Genomic DNA, 18906 nt, shown 5'->3' with positions numbered 1-18906 from the left:
CTGATACGCGAGAGGGTATATCGACATGATCGAGCTCACGGTAAACGGGACCAAGCGTCAGGTCGACGTGGTTGCAGAGATGCCTCTGCTGTGGGTGTTGCGTGACGAGCTCGGCATCACCAGCCCCAAATACGGCTGCGGCGTCGCGCAATGCGGCGCCTGCACCGTTCACATCGACGGCAAGGCGGTGCGGTCCTGTCAGGCGCATATCGGCGAGGTCGCCGGCAAGTCGGTCGTCACGCTGGAAGGCATCGACAAGAAGGAGCAGCATCCGGTGCTCGAGGCCTGGATCGAGCATCAGGTTCCGCAATGCGGTTACTGCCAGACCGGCCAGATCATGCAGGCGATCTCGCTGCTCACGAAGATATCCAAGCCGACGGACGAGCAGATCAATCAGGTGATGTCGGGAAATCTCTGTCGCTGCGGCACCTATCCGCGCATCCGCGCGGCGATCCATGCGGCTGCAGCCGAGAAGATGGCGGAGAAGTGACATGGGCCAGATGCAGGACCTTTCGCGCCGCGCGTTTGTCTTCGGCTCCGCTGCGATGGCCGGCGGAATCGCCTTCGGCTCCTATAGCGGTGCTGAAGCGGCCGCACCGGCCGCCGGCGACAATCCCTTGACCGCCGGCCTCGGGCCGAATTCCGTGACGTTCAATCCCTGGGTCGAGATCAGCCCGGACAAGATCACGCTGATCGCCCAGCATGCGGACATCGGTCAGGGCGTCGGCTCGGTGCAGCCGATCATGATAGCCGAGGAGATGGACCTCGATCCCGGGCAGTTCGAAGTTCGCTTCGCTGGTCCCAGTCCCGCCTATTTCAACACCGGCTTCAAGGAAGAGCTGGCGCCGTTCCTCGCCTCGGATCAGAGCCCCGCGGCCGAAGCGGGTCGCGCCGCGGCGCTGGAAGGTCTTCGAAAGTCCGGCATGCAGATGACGGGCGGCTCGAGCACGATCCCCGACACCTATGAGAAGCTGCGCACAGCCGGGGCCGTGGCGCGTGAGACGTTGAAGGCCGCCGCCGCCAAACGTTCGGGCGTCGCGGTGGCCGACATCCGCACCCAATCCGGGCACGTGATCCTCCCCGACGGCCACAAGATTCCCTATGTCGAGCTCGCGGCGGAAGCCGCGAAAATTCCCCCGGTGCTCGATGCGCAGACGCGCGATCCCTCCACCTGGCGCTTGATTGGCAAGCCGATGATGCGCCTTGACGTGCGCGAGAAGGTGATGGGCGAGCTGAAGTTCGGCATCGACATGAAGATGGACGGCATGCTGTACGCCTCCGTCAAGCTGAACCCGGCCAAGGGACAGCCGCTGAAATCATACGACGCCACCAGGGCGAAGGCGATGCCGGGCGTCAAGAAGATCGTCGAGATCAAGAACGGCGTTGCGGTGATCGCCACCAACAGCTGGTATGCGATCAAGGCGGTCGAGGCGATCGCCTGCGAATGGGCGCCGTCGGCGTATCCCGCCGAGCAGGCCGATCACTGGAAGGTTCTGGAATCCTCCTTCAAGCCGGAATTTCTCGGCAAGGAATGGCGCAAGATCGGCGACGTCGAGGCGGGCCTGAAGACGGGCACGCGTATCGAGGCCGAGTATCGCGCGCCCTATGTCGCGCATCAGCCGCTCGAGCCGCTCAACGGCATCGGCCTCGTCACCGACAAGGGAATGGAAATCTGGGTCGGCCACCAGAGCCCTCAATTCGTGCAGCATGTCGCGGCGACGGCGATCGGCCTGAAGCCGGAACAGGTCACCTTCCACAATCAGTGGACCGGCGGAAGTTTCGGCCATCGTCTCGAATACGAGAACGTGCGCGTCCTTGCCGAGATCGCAAACCAGATGCGGGGAACGCCGATCAAGCTGGTGTTTTCGCGCGAGGAGGATTTCCTCCAGGACATTCCGCGCCAGATCGCGATCGCCCGGCACAGGGGCAGCATCGACAAGGGCAAGATCGTCGCGGCTGATCTGCAGCTGGCCTCGACGGCGCCGCTCAAGGGGCTGCTCGAACGTTCGGGCGCCGCCTCGAAGGATCCCGACGCGCAATTGGCGGCCGGACTCTGGAATGTCTATTACGACATCCCCAATTTCCGTGCCACGACTTACGAGGCGCAAGGATTGTCGCCGAGCACCACATGGCGCTCGGTCGGGGCTTCGACCGCCGGTTTCTTCACCGAAAGCTTCATCGACGAGATGATCCATGCGGCGAGCCTCGATCCGATGAAGGCGCGGATCGAGATGTGCGCCGTGCCACACTACCGCAAGCTGCTGGAGACGCTTGCGGAGATGTCGGACTGGAAGGGACCGCTCGGCAACGGCCGAGGCCGGGGCGTTGCCTTCGTCGAGTCCTTCGGGACGCCGACGGCCGAGGTCGTCGAGGTGACGGCGACCCAAGCAGGCATCAGGATCGACAAGGTCTGGGTCGCGGTCGATGTCGGCAAGATCGTCGATCCCGTCAACTTCGAGAACCAGGTGCAGGGCGGTGTCGTCTGGGGGCTCGGCCACGCCATCAACTGCGAGCTCACTTACGCAAAGGGCGCGGTGCAGCAGACCAATTACAACCACCACGAGGCCATGCGGATCTATCAATGTCCCGTCATCGAGGTGCGCGGGCTCGAGAACGATCCCAAGGTGAGGGGCGTCGGCGAGCCGCCGGTGCCGCCGGCGGCTCCCGCGCTTGCGAACGCGATATTTGCTGCGACCGGCAAGCGTATCCGCGAGATGCCTTTCAACAAGTTCATCGATTTTGTGTGAGGACGCATGATGACGAGATATCTGATTGCGACCGTGCTCGCCGCTTCGTCGATTGCGGTCCTCACGGGGATCGTCGCAGCCAAGGACGAGGCCGCCAAGGACGTGCTGCCCGCGGGAAGCGTCAGTCGCGCCGAGGGACTGGAGGCTTGGAAGCGGATCGAAGCCGTCGTGACCCATCCGCGTTGCGCCAACTGTCACGTCGACGCCAAGGCCATCCCGATATGGACGCCGGCCGGTGAGACCAAGCCGCGCGTGCACGGCATGAACATCCACGGCGGCGAAAGTCGTATCGGCGCGGAGGCGATCCCGTGCTCGACCTGTCACATGACCTCGACCCAGGCCAATGAGCCGGCACCCGCGCCGCCGCGCGCCGGCATCGACTGGCAGCTCGCACCGGTGGCCTTCATCTGGTTCGGCAAGAGCGGCGCCGAAATCTGCGCGCAGATGAAGGATCCCAAGCGCAATGGCGGTCGCGATGCCGCAGGCCTCGTGGAGCATTTGCGGCACGATGCCTCGCTGAACGGCTTCATTCCGCGGGGCTGGGCGCCCGGAGCCGGGCGTTCGACGCCGCCGGGCACATTCGAGGATCACGTCAGGGACGTGGCCCGATGGGGCGCCGCCGGACAACCCTGTCCGAACTGACGGCCTCATTGTCGTCGCGGCGAAGCGCAGCGCGGATGCGTTGGGCCAGCCATAGGACGGCGTCACCAGGTCACGCTGCCTCCCAGGCGGATGGGCGTTGACGTTGCAAGCCGGAAAGGATGCCCGCATGATGACGCAACATCGACGCGGAATCCTGGACGATGCTGAAGCTCGATCATATCACGGTCGTCGCTCCGAACCTGGCCGAAGGCGTGCTTCACGTTCGGAACTGCCTCGATCTCGATGTCCCGTTCGGGCAGCGCCATGCCTATATGGGCACCCACAATCATCTACTTCAGCTCGGTGACACGGTCTATCTCGAGATCGTGGCGCTCGATCCCGACGCCGCTGCGCCGGGCCGTCCGCGCTGGTTCGGCCTCGATGACCAGAAACAGGTCAGGTCCGATTGGGACGAGGGTCGCCGCCTGCGCGGCTGGGTCGCGCGAACCGACATGATCGACGCGATCATCGCCCGCCACGGCGATCTCTTCGGCGCCAAGGTTCCGCTTCCCACGAGCGATCCTGCGTTCGACTTCGCCATTCCGAACGACGGGTCGCTTCCGCTCGATGGCGCGGCTCCCTCGATCATCGACAGGCGCGGCAAGCCCCGCTCGATGGCCGCGATCGCCGATCTCGGCGCGCGGCTGAAATCCTTCACGCTCGAGCATCCGGAGCCTGCCGCCCTCGAGACGCTGTACCGCGCGTTGACCATAGACCGGCCGCCCGACATCGTGCAGGGACCGAAGCCGCGCTATCGCGCCCGCATCGAAACACCGGGCGGACCAAGAGAGTTGACCTGAGCGCCGCATGCTCCTGGCGGCGCCCTCCATTCTCCTGCGGAGCGGCGCCGCCTTCGCGTGCTCAGACCAGCGTGCCCGCGTGAAGGTTCGCATGGGCGAGCAGCGACTGAATCACGACGTTGTCGCCGGGACCTCCGTCCAGCACGTCGAGGCCGCCGCCGCCGATCAGCACGTCGTCGCCGAATTCGCCGAGCAGCGTGTCGTTGCCCGCGCTGCCGATGAGCACGTCATCGCCGCCACCGCCGTCGAGAACGAGGTGTGGCCCGCCGGGACCGACGCCTGAGGCTTCGATCACGTCGTCGCCGCCGAAACCGTTGATGGTGATGGTGTCGTTGAAGTCGAAATTCTCGATCACGACCTGGCTCGCCAGTCCGTCGATCACCAGCGCGCCGTGGCTGTCGAGCGACAGCGTGATGACGTCGCCGCCAGCAGTGCCATTGATCACGATGTTGTCGGCCGCACCGTCGCCGCCCGGGGTGCCGGGGACGCCACCGAGGTCGATCTTCACCTCTGTCACGTCGGTGCCGGTCATGTCGCCGACGGTGATCTTGTCGGCGCCGCCGCGGGCATTGAACGCGATCGTCTCGACGCCGCCCGTGTCCATCGTGATGTTCGCGACGTCGCGCGTCAGCTCGGCGCGCGCGCCGTTGGCGAAGATGTTGATGGTTTCGGCGATGTTGGCGCCGTTGAACAGCAACGTGTCGCTGCCGGCCTGGCCCTCGATCGTGTCGTTGTCGTCGCCGGGGTTCCAGACGAAGGTGTCGTTGCCGGCACCCATCAATGCGACGTCGTTGCCGTCGCCGCCGCTGATCAGGTCGTCGCCCTGGCTGCCGCGGATGGTGTCGTTGCCGATGCCGCCATTGATCGTCAGCTGCAGCACGCCGGCAGCGAGGCCGCTGGCGTCGATGACATCGTCGCCGGCAAGGCCATTGAGCGTCAGCTGATCGGTTGCGTCCATTCCGGTCAGATGGGTGGCCGCATGCAGGCCGAACACCGTCACGCCGCCGGCATTGCCGCTGACGCCGAACGTGTCGGCGCCCTGCGTCGCGTCCACGGCCACGGTGTCGACGGCGCCGTCGGGCGTCCCGGCCGGACCGGCGAGGTCGATGTTCACGCGCGTGACGTCGGTCGCGGTCAGATCGGCCACCGTGACATGATCGGCGCCGCCGAGCGCATGGATATCGACGTGCTCGACCCCGTGCAGATCCATGGTGATGTTGGCGACGTCGCGCGTCAGCAAAGCGCGATCGCCGTTCGCCACGACGGACATGGTTTCCGCAATGCTGGCGCCGAAGAACCGCAGCGTGTCGACGCCGGTGCCGCCCTCGACCGTGTCGCTGCCGTCGCCGGGATTCCACTGGAAGACATCGTTGCCGGCGCCCAGCAGCGCGGTGTCGTTACCCTGATTGCCGTCGACGAAATCGTTGCCGTCGCCGCCGAGCAGCGTGTCGTTGCCGGCGCTGCCGAAGATGGTGTCGTTGCCGGCACCGCCGTCGATCGTCAGGTGCACGATTCCGGCCGCAAGCATGGCCGCCGAGATCGTGTCGTTGCCACCGAGGCCTTCGACGAGGAGCGCGTCGTTGGCGCCTTCCGCATTGATGATGGCGACAGAGGCCGGCAGGCCCGTGACCGCGACCGACGTGCCGGTGCCCGAGATCTCGATCGCATTGGCGCCGTTGGTGCCCACCAGCGTCACCGTATCAGCCGCGCCGTCGCCGGCCCCGGCCGACCCGAGATCGATATTGACCTGCCTGACGTCGGTGCCCGCCAGATTGTCGACGACGATGTTGTCGCTGCCGCCGCGCGCGTTGATGGTGATGGTCTCGATGCTGTCGAGGTCCATCGTGATGTTGGCGATGTCGCGGGTGAGCTGCGTGCGGCCGCCATTTGCCGCGGACACGACGATGTGCTCGGCGATGTTCGAGCCGTTGAACAGCAGGGTGTCGGTGCCGGCCTGGCCGTCGACCTTGTCGCTGCCGTCGCCGGGATCCCACTGGAAGGTGTCGTTGCCGGCGCCGAGCAGGGCGGTGTCGTTGCCCTGGTTGCCGTCGATGAAATCGTTGCCGTCGCCGCCGAGCAGCAGGTCCGCGCCGTTGCCGCCGAGAATGGTGTCGTTGCCGGCGCCGCCGTCGAGCGTCAGGGTGATGAGCGCGGCGAGATTGCCAGTCGCGGTGATCATGTCGTCGCCGCCACCGGCGTGGACCACGAGGTTCTCGGTGGTGCCGATGTCCAGCGAGAACGGTGCCGGATCGACGCGATCGAAGCGCACGCGCGCGCCGTTCGCGGTGATGGCAAACGTCTCGCTGCCGTTGCCGCCGTTCACCTCGGCGGTATCGATGCCTTCGCCGCCTTCCATGAGGTCGCTGTCGTCGCCGGGATTCCAGATCATGCGATCGTTGCCGGCTTCGCCGAACATCTGGTCATTGCCGTCGCCGCCGACCAGCACATCATTGCCGGAGCCGCCGAACAGGAGGTCGTTGCCGCCCTTGCCGAACAGCGTGTCGTTGCCGGACTGGCCGAACAGCATGTCTCCGCCGGACCCACCGGTCAGCGTATCGTTGCCGGCGCCGCCGAACAGGTTCGCGGCGGGCATCGCGCCGTTGCTTTCGTCGATGGTGATGACGTCATTGCCGTCCAGGCCGAAAGCCTGGATCAATTTGGTATTGGCGACCGTGGCGGGGCCGCCTTTGATCGCGACCGCGCCATGGTTGACGACGATCGTCCCGGCCGCGTTGCGGCCCAGTGTGACCGTGTTGTTGTGGGCATTGCCAAAGATGGTGAGAATTCCGGCGGAAAAATTTGCAGTGACAGCCATATGCGCTTCTCGCTTTGCGTGATCGAAATGGGCCGTGCGGCGGTATCGTTTCGCTTTCGCGATGCCGGGGCGACGGCAAACGACATCGTCTTTAGGCCGGGATGCCGGTTCCGGCTTCGCCGAAGTCTTCGGACCGGCTCCTGTTTTTCTTGAGAACCGCTTGATTCTTGGGGCCGGCAGTTCACGCAGTCGTGTTCGCCGCGGGCTCTGGCCGATCTCACCTACAATTGGTTGTGCTGCCCGACGGGCAAAACACCCCAGTACTGGGTCGATACGCCTTCGCAAAAATATTCGAATTTACAGAAGTTCGGTTTTGCCGTACAAGCCGACACATCCCGCCCGCCACAAGGGGCGTTTCGCGATCGTCACGAGACGCGGGCCGGGATGCGGTGGCCGCGACGGCGTCGGCGCGTGATGGTGCTGCAGGGCGGGGAAACTCGTGAGCAGCTTCAGGCGCGATACGACACGGCGCTGACAGCGTCTTCGAATGGCCTCGACGGTGAGCGCACGCCAGCCGTGGAGGACCCAGCGATGACGTGCGCGGACGGAGAAGTCGTGTGGTCCTGACGCCCGGGGTTCTGGCGTCAAGTTTTGCGGTGATGTGGCGGCCAACCGGTGCGCGCATCTGAAACCGCAAGGCGACGGGGGCAATAGTGCAACGCTCCCCGAGGAGAGCACGAAGGACACCGTGAAAACCATCGCGCAGGGAAGGCCGGGCGACCGGCATCACCTGTCGTCCACCCCGTGCGCGTTTCTTTCGCACACGCGGGACTTCGGGTGCCAGCCGGCGCCCGGCCTTCCCTGCGCCCTTGCTTGAGATAAGGGCGGAACAGACCAGCAAGGCTCGGGCGAAACAAGCCGCGAGGATGCGAAGGCATGTCTGCGATGTCGTAGGATGCGTAGAGCACTTGCGAAGTCGATCACGCTCGAGGAGCAAGAAGCGTCGACGGATTCGCTTCGCGACCCATGGTACGGCATCGTCACAATCGTACCGCGCGTGCTGTGCGCTAGCTGCGAACGAGAAGCGGCTGCAACGTTCGTGCGATCAAGTTGCGGCGCGGCACACGCGAATGCGTGTGACGCCGCGAGGCAGGCCTCGACCATCCAGCGGTTGCTTCGCTTTCGCACTCTCCCGCATTGGATGCGCTTTTGCCGAAAACCGGGACACAAGCGTAATTCTACTGGTCGGATCGATGCTCTGGATTTAGGCAAATTAAATGCTTCGGCGCTTACCTGAAGTTCACAGGTTCGATTTTTGCGAATGCCATTCTGGAGGTTCCCATGCGGACCAATCTTCCGGTCACCGCCGTCGAATATCCGATTACCGACGATACGCTCATCGTCTCCCGCACGGATATGAAAGGGAAGCTGACCTACTTCAACGATCAGTTTGTCGAGGCGTCGGGATTCTCCGAGGCGGAGTTGATGGGCCAGCCTCACAACATCATCCGCCATCCGGACATGCCGTCCGCGGCCTTCGAAAATTTGTGGGCGACGCTGCAGCAGGGCCAGCCGTGGTCCGGAGCCGTGAAGAACCGGCGCAAGAATGGCGACTTCTACTGGGTGCTGGCGACCGCCTCGCCCATTCGCGAGAACGGACAGATCGTCGGATACAGCTCCATCCGCACCAAGCTGCCCGCCGACCAGCGCGCCGAAGCGGAGCTGGTGTATGCGAAGATCCGCGAGAACAAGCCGCACGACTATCGGTTGGATGCCGGAGTGCTTCGCCGGCGCTCGCTGCTCGATCGATTCTCGGTCTTCAACGGCACGCTGAATGCGCGCCTCGTCACGCTGGTCGCAGTGCTCTTGATGTTTCTCCTGGCGCTCGGAGGCGCGGGTCTGCTGGGCACGCGCGAAAGCAACATCAGGATGAAGTCGATCTACGAGGACCGGGCGGTGCCGCTCGCGCAGCTGTTCGAGATCAATGACCGAATGAGGGACAACACGGCGTTGCTCTTCGAAGCTGCGTCCAACGGAGGGGCCGGAAAGCCCGTCGGCGATGTCACGGCCAGGGTCAGCGCCAATCTGGAAAAGGTCGGCAGGACCTGGGCCGAATACATGGCGACCTATCTCACGCCGGAAGAAAAGGGTGTCGCCGACACCTTCACGCCCAAGCGCATGAACTATGTCGAGAAGGGATTGAAGCCGGCGCTATCGCTTCTCGCGCAGCAGAAGTACGTGGAGCTCGCTGCCGCCCTCGCGGGGCCGGCTCGCGAGCTTTACGACGCGGCCAAGGCCGATCTCGACAAGCTGGTGGCGATTCAAATCAGGGAAGCCAAGGCGGAATATGACGCGGCCACCTACGAATACGGCTGGCTCGTCGGCATCGCCTTCGCCCTTTTGGCGGTGAGCGTCGCCGTTTCCGGGCTTCTGAGCCGTCAAACCATTCGAGCCATCGTTCGCCCGCTCCAGCGGCTCAATGATGCCATGCTCAGTGTCAACGGCGGCAAGCTCGACAATCGCATCATCGTCGAACGGGACGATGAGCTCGGTGTCGCTCTCAGAAACCTGCAGACCTTGCAGGCGATCGTACGCTTCGACCGCGATGAGCTCGGCGCGACCCAGAGACGATCCGCCGCGCAGCGCAAGGCGGAGATGATCAAGCTCGCGGGCAATTTCGAGAGCGCGGTGGGCGATATCATCGAAACGGTCTCGTCGGCCTCGACCGAGCTCGAGGCCTCGGCGAACACGCTGACCTCGACCGCCGAGCGCGGAGAAAAGCTTGCAACGATGGTCGCGGCCGCTTCCGAAGAGGCCTCCACCAACGTGCAATCGGTGGCGAGTGCGACCGAGGAGCTGTCGTCTTCCGTCAACGAAATCGGCCGGCAGGTTCAGGAATCGGCGCGGATGGCCAATGAAGCCGTCGAGCAGGCGCGCCTCACCGATCAAAAGGTCGGTGAGCTCGCCACGGCGGCCGCACGCATCGGCGACGTGGTGGAGCTCATCAACACGATCGCCGGCCAGACCAACCTTCTCGCATTGAACGCGACGATCGAGGCGGCGCGGGCGGGCGAAGCCGGTCGCGGCTTTGCCGTCGTGGCCTCTGAAGTGAAGGCGCTCGCCGAGCAGACCGCCAAGGCCACCGGCGAGATTTCGCAGCAGATCGCCGGCATTCAGGGCGCGACCCAGGACTCGGTCAACGCCATCAAGGTGATCGGCAGCACGATCAAGTCCTTGTCGGAGATCTCGTCGACCATCGCGGCGGCCGTCGAGGAGCAGGGCGCGGCGACGCAGGAGATCGCGCGCAACGTCCAGCAGGCTGCTCAAGGCACGCATCAGGTCTCGTCGAACATCACGGACGTCCAGCATGGTGCGACCGCAACTGGATCCGCCTCGGCGCAGGTCCTCAACGCAGCGCAGGCGCTTTCGAGCGACAGCAACCGGCTTCGCGCGGAAGTCGGACGCTTCCTGGATGGTGTCAGGGCCGCCTGAACGAAGACAAATCGTTGTCCCCTCCTCGGGGGACAACGATTTGATCGACAGCGTCGTGAGGTGTTCGGTCCGGCTTACGCCGCGGCCTTTTTGCGGGCGAGTTCGGCCTTGTACAGCTCGAACTCCTCGGCGACCGCCTTCGCGACTGAGGGTCGCTGGCGCAGACGATCGTAATAGGCCTTCACGTTCGGCCATTTCGCAAGCTCGATCGGCGGCGTCGCCATGGTCCAGTTGATGACGGTGACGAGGTAAGCATCCGCCACGCTGAAATGGTCGAGCAGGAACTCGCGGCCCTTCAGGTAATTGTCGAGATAGTCGAGCCGCGACAGGTTCTTCTCCAGCGCATAGGCCTTGGTTTCCTGCGGCGCCTTGCGGTCGAGCACGGGGATGAAGAGACCCTTGTGCAGCTCGGTGCCGATGAAGCAGAGCCATTGATGCAGCCGCGTCCGATCGATGCCCTCCGCGGCGCCGAGCCCCGATTCCGGAAAGCGATCGGCGACGTATTGCAGGATCGCCGCGTTCTCGGTCAGAACCACGCCGTCGTCGGTGCGCAGCGTCGGCACCAGGCCGATCGGATTGACGGCGCGGAAGTCGGAGCCGTCGTTCAGCACGGTCTTGGTCGGCGGGTCGACCTCGAGATAGTTCGCCTCGGCGCCGGCTTCATACAGCGCGACGCGCGTCGCCATGGAGCAGGCGAGCGGCGAGAAATAGAGATCCATCTGTAGCCTCCTTGGGCAAATTCCTCTTTGTGTCGCTCAACCTGGCCAGATTGATTTTTGTACTGTCTTGCATAATATGGGGTCGGTCAAGGATTATTTTGCGAAATGGTACAAAAATCAAAACCGCCAGCTGCTGCAAGTCAGCCCGAGCGCCGCGGCGAACCGAAGCGCCGGGGCCGCCCCCGCGCCTACGAGCCGGAGGTCGCGCTCGGCAAGGCGCTCGACCTGTTCCGCAAGCAGGGCTTTGCCGCGACGTCGCTCGACGATTTGAGCGAGGCGACCGGCATGAACCGCCCGAGCCTCTATGGCGCCTTCGGCGACAAGCGCGAGCTCTACATCAAGAGCTATCAGCGCTACCGCGAGGAGGCGCGGGCCTCCATGGCGGCGATCTTTCGCGAGGAAATGCCGGTGCGCCAGCGGCTGGAGCGCATCTTCGCTTCCGCGCTGAACATCTATCTGTCGGGTGAGACCGGTCCGCGCGGCTGTTTCACGGTGGTGACCGCGGCGTCGGAAGCCGTTGGTGATCCCGACATCCGCGCCATGGTGCTCGACGGTCTCACCGAGCTCGACAAGGCTTTTGCGAGCTGCTTCCGCCGCGCCAAGGAGAAGGGCGAGTTGCCGGAGAGCGCCGATCCGGTCGTGCTTGCCCAGCTCGCCTCGGCCACCGTGCACAGCATCGCCATCCGCTCCCGCGCGCGCGTGTCACGCAAGGAGCTGGAGGCGATCGTCAAGGGCGCGATCGACGTGATGCTGGGAGTCAAAGCGTAAGCTGTCGTCCCGGACAAGCGTAAGCGCAGATCCGGGACCCATACGCCGCAGCAGAAGTTTGGCGAAGACTCTGAGTTGCCATCTCGCGCCGCGGCTGCTCCCTGGGATTATGGGTCCCTGCGTTCGCAGGGACGACAGCTAGCAGGGGGCGCGATCCCGCGTCCAATTACGCCGCGCGGATCTGCGCGAGGAAGCGGTCCACCTCGTCCCGCAGCCGCTGCGACTGTTTCGACAGCTCGACCGCCGAACCCAGCACTTCCTCCGCCGCCGTGCCCGTCGCGGCGATGCCGGCCGTGACACCCGAGATGTTTTGCGAGACCTCGCCGGTGCGGGCGGCGGCCTGCTGGACGTTCTTCGCGATCTCCTGCGTCGCAGTGCCCTGCTGGCCGACGGCAGCGGCGATCGCGGCGGAGATCTCATCGACTTGCTGGATCGTCGCACAGATCGACTGGATGCCGTCCACCGCGCCCGTGGTCTCGCCCTGCACCGCCGTGACCTGAGCGCCGATCTCTTCGGTCGCCTTCGCGGTCTGGGTTGCGAGTGCCTTGACCTCGGAAGCGACCACGGCAAAGCCGCGGCCGGCCTCGCCGGCGCGCGCCGCTTCGATCGTCGCATTCAGCGCGAGCAGATTGGTCTGGCCGGCGATGCCGTTGATGAAGGAGACGACGTCGCCGATCTTCTGTGCGGCTTCCGCAAGGCTCTGCACGCGCGCATTCGACTGCCGGCCGTCGCTGGCGGCCTGGCCGACCACCTCGGTCGCGTGCGCCAGGCGCCGGCTGATCTCGGTCATCGAGGAGGACAGCTCCTCCGCCGCTGCCGCGACGGTCTGCACGTTCTCCGAGGCCAGCGTCGAGGCCGAGGACACTGCGCGCGTTTGTTGTCGGGACTGCTCGACGATGGCCGACATCGAGCGCGCGGTATGCTCCATCTCGACCGCGGCCGCGGACACCGTGGTGACGACGTCGCGGATGCTGGCTTCGAAATTGTCGGCGAGCGCGGCGAAGGCGCGGCGCTTCTCCGCTTCCGACTGCGCCTTGGCTTCCAGCTGCTCGGCCTGGAGCGCGTTGAATCTCACGGCGTTGTCGCGGAACACCGTGACCGCCTTCACCATCGCGCCGACCTCGTCATTCGCCTTGGCTGCGGGAACGGCGACGTCGGTGCGCCCGTCGGCAAGCTCGCGCATGACGGACGTGATGGAGATGATCGGACGCGAGATGCTGCGGGCAATGAGATAGCCGACGATCGCGGCGAGCACGAGGCCGAGCGCGGCGATGCCGATGGCAAGCAGCCAGGCACGGTCGGCCGAGGCTTCGTAATCGGCGTTGTCCATTACCAATTCGACGGCGCCGAGCGGCTTTCCGGAGAAGTCCTTGATCGGTCCGAGCAGCGATGCGACCGGCGTAGTGTCGAGCCTGGCTTGCTTCACGGTGAAGCTGCCCGCAGTGGCCCGGCCATAATCGGCCGCGTCGAAGAAGCTCTTGCCCTTCAGCGTGTCGCCGAACAGCTTGAAACCCGAGCCGTCGGCAAGATGGAAGGCGATGTCGACGTGGCGGTTGGTCTTGAAATCGTCGAGGAAGGACTGGCCGAAGGTCAGGCCGAATTCGACCGTGCCGAGTTGCTTGCTCCCTTGCGCGATGGGCACCACGCCACGGATCCCGAGCCCGGCCACGCCGCCTTCGAGCCCGACCACGACCTTGTGCTCCTGATTGGCGACCAGGACCGTCTTTCGGAAGCCGGAGAGGTCATCGCCGAATTTCGCGGGTTGATGCACGCGCAGGAACGAGGTTGCCGGCGCCACATGGAACTGGAACTGCTCGACACCGTATTCCGATTTGGTGGCGGCAAACACCGGCCCGAACAGGGCCATGAGCGCGTTGCGGTCCTGCTTGGCCATCGCATCCTGCGTCGCGGGCATTGCGGCCACCACCGTGCTCATGGCGGCGGCGCGGTGCGACTCCTCCGCGATCCGCGACAGCAGGGCATCGTAATGGCTGCGCAGCTCGCGTTGATCGGCGCGGTCGATGATCCCGGCGATGATCCACATCGCCCCGAGCACGGCAAACAACGCAGTCGCCGCCGCCGTCACCGCAAGGGCAACCGTGATCCGCATCCTGAGGCCGAGGCTCGTGCGCATGTCCGACTCGTTCGTTGACCGTTGGTTAAGAACGCATATCAAGTTCTCGCTAAGAGAGGGTGAACGGGATACCGCCGGAGCGCGGTGGTTGTGGGGGGAGGGGGAGAGGGCAGAGCGCCGGTCTGCCTGCCCCACAAACGGTGTCGTCCCCGCGCACGCGGGGACCCATAACCACAGGGAGAGGTTTGGCGAAGACGCGTCGTTCGGTACTGCGACCGCCTACCATCGAAAGATCACGCGGTATGGGTCCCCGCCTTCGCGGGGACGACCGTGAGTATGAGGTGCGCGCGTGCCTCTTCTAGTCAGCTAGCGCCTCAATATCCCCTTGTCCGGTCCACCACGTTCTCCAGCGCGCCCCCGGCCTCGAACCGGGCGATCTGCTCGGCGACATAGACCGAGATCGCGTCCGCGTCGGTGTCGGCCGCGTTGTGCGGCGTCAGCACCACCTTCGGGTGGGTCCAGAACCGGCTGTCCGCCGGCTGCGGCTCCTGCACGAAGACGTCGAGCGAGGCGGCGCCCAGCGTGCCGTCGTCGAGGCAGGCGAGGATGTCGGCTTCGTTCTGCAAGCCGCCGCGGCCGGCATTGATCAGCACCGGCGCGCCGAGCGGGCCGTTGCGGTTGAGTCTTGCGAAGACGTCGCGGTTGAGGATGCCGTGCGTCTCCGGCGTCAGCGGCAGCAGGCAGACCAGGATGTCGGTCTTGCGCAGGAAGGCATCGATCTGGTCGGCGCCATGGAAGCATTCGACGCCCTCGATGGTGCGGGGGCTGCGGCTCCAGCCGGCGACCCGGAAGCCGAGCCGCCGCAGCACGTCGGCGGCGTCCGCGCCGAGCGTGCCCAATCCCATGACCCCGACCGTCACGGCGCTCGCCGGCCATTGATATTTCGGCTCCCAGCGCTTGGCGCGCTGCGAGTCCCGCAAATAGAGCTCCTGGCGGTGATGCATCAGCACGTGCAGCACCACATATTCGGTCATGCGGCCGGTCAGATCGGGCACGGCGACGCGGACCAGCGGCACGTCAGGCAGGCTCTTGTCCGCCATCAGCGCATCGACGCCGGCACCGAGATTGAAGATCGCCCGCAGATTGGGGAAGGAGGCGAGATCTCCCGGCACCGGCTTCCACACCGTGGCATAGTGCACCTCGGCCGGATCGAGGGCGGAATCCGGCAGCAGCACCACGCGGCGGCCACCGCACACCGCGTCGAACCGGGCCTTCCAGCGCTCCGGCAGCCAGTTCTGCTGCGTGCTGTTGATCAGGACGGCCAGTGTGCCCATGGTCATTCGAAGTGCCTCGTCGGGTTCCGTTTTCGAAAGCCCTCCTTGGCACGATCTGCCGGATTATTCTTGCAAATTCTTTCCGCAGCCCTGTCGGGGCGGGGCATACTGCATCGTCTTCAAAACAAGCGTTCAGGGAAGGTGCTGCCCATGCTTTATGCGATCCTTTGCTATCATGACGAGGACTTCGTCGGCTCCTGGAGCAAGGACCAGGACGAGGCCGTGATGAAGAAGCTCGCCGTGGTGCAGGAGAAGCTCGCGACGCAGGGCCGGCTCGGACCGGTGGCGCGGCTGTTGCCGACCACCGCGGCTGCGACCCTGCGCAAGGAGGATCCGCCGCTGGTGCTCGACGGCCCCTATGCCGAGACCAAGGAGCAATTGCTCGGCTTCTACATCGTCGATTGCAAGAACCTCGACGACGCGCTCGACGTCGCGCGCGACCTCGGCGCGGCCAATCCCGGCGGCGCCTACGAGGTGCGTCCCGTCGGCGTGTTTCGGCCCGGAGGAAACCTGACGTGAGCGACACCGACACCGCCTGGATCGAGACTGCGCTGACCTCGGCGCGACCCCAGGCAGTGGGCGCGCTGCTGCGCTATTTCCGCGATCTCGACACCGCCGAGGAAGCCTTCCAGAACGCCTGCCTGCGCGCGCTGAAGACCTGGCCGCAGAACGGACCGCCGCGTGACCCCGCCGCCTGGCTGATCATGGTCGGCCGCAACGCTGCGATCGACGAGGTGCGCCGGACCCGCAAGCAGCAGCCGCTGCCCGAGGACGACCAGGCGATCTCCGACCTCGACGACGCCGAGGGCGCGCTCGCCGAGCGGCTCGACGGCTCGCATTATCGCGACGACATCCTGCGGCTGATGTTCGTCTGCTGCCATCCGCAGCTGCCGGCGACACAGCAGATCGCGCTGGCCCTGCGCATCGTCTCGGGCCTCACCGTGAAACAGATCGCGCGTGCTTTCCTGGTCTCGGAGGCAGCGATGGAGCAGCGCATCACGCGCGCCAAGGCCAGGATCGCGGAAGCAGGCGTGCCGTTCGAGGCGCCCGGCGCCGTTGAGCGCTCGGAGCGGCTCGCGGGCGTCGCGGCGATGATCTACTTGATCTTCAACGAGGGCTATTCGGCGAGCGGCGACACCGCGGCGATCCGCACACCGCTGTGCGAGGAGGCGATCCGTCTGGCCCGCCTTCTGCTCCGGCTGTTTCCGAGCGAGCCCGAGATCATGGGGCTCACCGCGCTCATCCTGTTGCAGCATGCACGCAGCGCCGCGCGCTTTGCGGCGGACGGCTCGCTGATCCTGCTGGACGACCAGGACCGCTCGCTGTGGAACGGCACCATGATCGCGGAGGGGCTGGCGCTGATCGACAAGGCGATGCGTCATCGCCGCAGCGGTCCCTATCAGATCCAGGCCGCGATCGCCGCGCTGCATGCGCGCGCCACGACGCCTGAAGAAACCGACTGGGCCCAGATCGACCTGCTCTACGGCGCGCTCGAGCTGGTGCAGCCTTCACCCGTGGTGACGCTCAACCGCGCCGTCGCGGTCGCCAAGGTGCGCGGGCCGCAAGCTGCGCTCGATCTGATCGAGCCGCTGGCGCCGAAGCTTGCCAACTACTTCCACTTCTACGGCGTGCGCGGCGCCTTCCTGATGCAGCTTGGCCGCGGCGAGGAGGCCCGGATCGCCTTCGATCGCGCCATTGCACTCGCCAACACGTCCGCGGAAGCCGCCCACATCCGCATGCATCTCGATCGCCTGATCCGGGACAGCCAGCCGAAGGCAAAGCAAAGCGCGAAGGCGACGTAACGCGCGAGATCCTCTCCGCCGTCACGCCCGGCATGACGAAAAGATTCGTCCGCCCTTGTCGGGTCCCGCCGTTCCCGTTCGTCCTGTGCCCGTATCCACGGAGCCATCCATGCTGAAAGCCCTTGCCATCATCGCCATCGTGCTCGCCGCCGGCGCAGCCGGGGTTCTCGTCTTCGCCTTGACGAAACCCGACACATTCCGCGTCGAACGCTCGCTCGCCGTGAAGGCGCCGGCCGATGCGATCTATCCGCAGGTGGCCGATTTCCACCGCTGGACCGGCTGGTCGCCCTATGAAGCCCGTGACCCCGCCATGAAGCGGACCTTCGGCGGAACCGCTGAAGGAAAAGGCGCGACCTATGCCTGGGACGGCAACAACAATGTCGGCGCCGGCCACATGGAGATCCTCGAGGCGAGCGGGCCGTCGAAACTTCGTATCAAGCTCGATTTCGAGCGGCCGTTCGAAGGCCACAACACCGCCGAGTTCACCTTTGTGCCGCAAGGCGATGCCACTCTGGTCACATGGGCGATGTACGGTCCGGCCCCGTTCATGACCAAGGTCATGCAGGTGTTCATCAACATGGACAGGATGATCGGCAACGATTTCGAGGCCGGTCTCGTCAGCCTGAAGAAGCTCACCGAAAAGCAATAAGCCTCACTGCAAGTGAAGAGGAGAGAAACGATGCTCAATGCCTATCTGTTCTATCAGGACAATTGCGAAGCCGCGTTCAACTTCTACGCCAAGATTTTGGGCGGCAAGATCGACGCGATGATGCGCTCATCGGATGCGCCGCCGGACATGCCTGCCGCGCCCGGCCGCGAGAAGACGATCATGCACGCGCGGATGTCGCTGCCCGACGGCAGCGTGCTGATGGCCTCCGACGCGCCGCCCGAGCACTTCAGCAAGCCGCAGGGCTTTTCGATCTCGTTCACGGTCAAGGATCCCGCGGACGGCGAGCGCAAGTTCAACGCGCTCGCCGACGGCGGCACCGTCACCATGCCCTTCAGCAAGACGTTCTGGGCCAAGGGATTTGGCATGTGCGTCGACAAGTTCGGCATTCCCTGGATGGTGAACTGCCCGGCGGAAGGAATGTGACGCGCAAAACTGCGTGCATGATTGATTGAGCAACGGTCCCCTCTCTCCATCGTCGCGGGAGAGGGGGTCAATGGATCTGTCGGGTCACGCTCGGACCGGCGAGCCCGCTCAGCGAATCGATCCGGTCACGTCTTCGTCTTGTCGCGGCTGCACGCAGCGCGGGCAGATCACGAGCTTGGTGCCGAGTTGCCTGTCGCGCTCCGCTTCGATCTCGTCATACACCGCCCACCACGCTTCCGAGTATGGCCGCAAGGTGCCGAGCACTCGTTCCCGTTCCTGATTGGGATCGTTTGCGGCGGGAGCAGGGGGCGTTGCGCGCCGCTTGCCGACATGGGGGCGGTTCAAGTTTCTGTTGGGGTCCTGGCCGAGGCCGTCCCAAGCGATCGGACGCTCCTGCGCCGGCGCGACTGCACATCCAAGCAGCGCTGTGCAGAAAGTGAGCAAGACAATGCCGTGTCGCATCATGCCGGATCCAAACTTCGGTGCGTAACGTGCAAGCGCCGTTGAGGAAGCTCACATGCGTCGGTCAAATGGAACTTAACGCAAATCGGTTGGCCGGCATGGCCGAGCAATGAACGAACTGTTCACATCACTTTATGCGAGCAGTGAGGCCGCTTCGTGAAACAATGCGGTTCGCATTGCACAACAATTGGCGCAATATTGGGCTGTGATCTGCACGG

Annotated in this window: 15 protein-coding genes; 10 read left to right on the top strand and 5 right to left on the bottom strand. The window is 65.1% G+C overall.

Annotated elements, in window-relative coordinates:
- Positions 1–25 precede the first annotated feature (25 nt).
- From Q0743_RS11440 to Q0743_RS11425, 4 genes are all read left to right on the top strand, one after another.
- Positions 26–490, top strand: coding sequence for a (2Fe-2S)-binding protein (locus tag Q0743_RS11440; protein ID WP_298241624.1), 465 nt, complete (start codon positions 26–28; stop codon positions 488–490).
- Between the two features lies 1 nt (position 491).
- Entirely contained in the window at positions 492–2747 is a 2256-nt protein-coding gene (locus Q0743_RS11435; RefSeq protein WP_298241623.1) for a molybdopterin cofactor-binding domain-containing protein, read from the top strand.
- A 6-nt stretch (positions 2748–2753) separates the two neighbouring features.
- A complete protein-coding gene (locus Q0743_RS11430) occupies positions 2754–3389 on the top strand; it encodes a hypothetical protein (RefSeq protein WP_298241622.1) in 636 nt (211 codons plus the stop codon).
- Positions 3390–3550: 161 nt separating this feature from the next.
- Positions 3551–4189, top strand: a complete 639-nt coding sequence (locus Q0743_RS11425; RefSeq protein WP_298241621.1) for a VOC family protein — start codon at positions 3551–3553, stop codon at positions 4187–4189.
- Positions 4190–4250: 61 nt separating this feature from the next.
- On the opposite strand, the gene Q0743_RS11420 is transcribed toward Q0743_RS11425, so the two are convergent.
- Entirely contained in the window at positions 4251–7004 is a 2754-nt protein-coding gene (locus Q0743_RS11420) for a calcium-binding protein (protein ID WP_298241620.1), read from the bottom strand.
- A 1281-nt stretch (positions 7005–8285) separates the two neighbouring features.
- Between Q0743_RS11420 and Q0743_RS11415 the strand changes: the two genes are divergently transcribed.
- The gene (locus Q0743_RS11415) at positions 8286–10436 is read left to right on the top strand and encodes a methyl-accepting chemotaxis protein (protein WP_298241619.1); all 2151 of its coding nucleotides are present in this window, start codon (positions 8286–8288) and stop codon (positions 10434–10436) included.
- A 74-nt stretch (positions 10437–10510) separates the two neighbouring features.
- Here the strand turns inward: Q0743_RS11415 and Q0743_RS11410 are convergent, their stop codons facing one another.
- On the bottom strand, positions 10511–11155 hold the full coding sequence (locus Q0743_RS11410; RefSeq protein WP_298241618.1) for a glutathione binding-like protein: 645 nt from the start codon (positions 11153–11155) through the stop codon (positions 10511–10513).
- A gap of 105 nt (positions 11156–11260) precedes the next feature.
- Here Q0743_RS11410 and Q0743_RS11405 point away from each other — a divergent pair, with 105 nt between their 5' ends.
- Positions 11261–11923 carry a TetR/AcrR family transcriptional regulator gene (locus Q0743_RS11405; protein WP_298241617.1) on the top strand — a complete coding sequence of 221 codons (663 nt, stop codon included), beginning with the start codon at positions 11261–11263 and terminating at the stop codon, positions 11921–11923.
- A gap of 166 nt (positions 11924–12089) precedes the next feature.
- On the opposite strand, the gene Q0743_RS11400 is transcribed toward Q0743_RS11405, so the two are convergent.
- Positions 12090–14057, bottom strand: a complete 1968-nt coding sequence (locus Q0743_RS11400) for a methyl-accepting chemotaxis protein (protein ID WP_298241616.1) — start codon at positions 14055–14057, stop codon at positions 12090–12092.
- Between the two features lie 314 nt (positions 14058–14371).
- Positions 14372–15337 (bottom strand): glyoxylate/hydroxypyruvate reductase A, encoded by a 966-nt coding sequence (locus tag Q0743_RS11395; protein ID WP_298241615.1) that lies wholly within the window; start codon positions 15335–15337, stop codon positions 14372–14374.
- 144 nt (positions 15338–15481) lie between these two features.
- Here Q0743_RS11395 and Q0743_RS11390 point away from each other — a divergent pair, with 144 nt between their 5' ends.
- From Q0743_RS11390 to Q0743_RS11375, 4 genes are all read left to right on the top strand, one after another.
- Positions 15482–15850 (top strand): YciI family protein, encoded by a 369-nt coding sequence (locus tag Q0743_RS11390; RefSeq protein ID WP_298241614.1) that lies wholly within the window; start codon positions 15482–15484, stop codon positions 15848–15850.
- Positions 15847–17133, top strand: coding sequence for an RNA polymerase sigma factor (locus tag Q0743_RS11385; RefSeq protein WP_298241613.1), 1287 nt, complete (start codon positions 15847–15849; stop codon positions 17131–17133). The genes Q0743_RS11390 and Q0743_RS11385 overlap by 4 nt, the downstream gene beginning before the upstream one ends.
- Before the next feature lie 109 nt (positions 17134–17242).
- A complete protein-coding gene (locus tag Q0743_RS11380) occupies positions 17243–17782 on the top strand; it encodes an SRPBCC family protein (protein WP_298241612.1) in 540 nt (179 codons plus the stop codon).
- 30 nt (positions 17783–17812) lie between these two features.
- The gene (locus tag Q0743_RS11375; protein ID WP_298241611.1) at positions 17813–18226 is read left to right on the top strand and encodes a VOC family protein; all 414 of its coding nucleotides are present in this window, start codon (positions 17813–17815) and stop codon (positions 18224–18226) included.
- A gap of 108 nt (positions 18227–18334) precedes the next feature.
- Here Q0743_RS11375 and Q0743_RS11370 read toward each other — a convergent pair whose 3' ends face one another.
- Positions 18335–18691: a hypothetical protein gene (locus tag Q0743_RS11370; protein ID WP_298241610.1), complete on the bottom strand. Its 357-nt coding sequence runs from the start codon at positions 18689–18691 to the stop codon at positions 18335–18337.
- Between the last annotated feature and the right edge of the window lie 215 nt (positions 18692–18906).

The organism is uncultured Bradyrhizobium sp., from assembly GCF_936943645.1.
In the GTDB taxonomy this organism is placed as follows: Bacteria; Pseudomonadota; Alphaproteobacteria; order Rhizobiales; family Xanthobacteraceae; genus Bradyrhizobium.
Note: the sequence above shows the minus strand (reverse complement) of the source record. Positions and strands in the feature narration are given on the sequence as shown.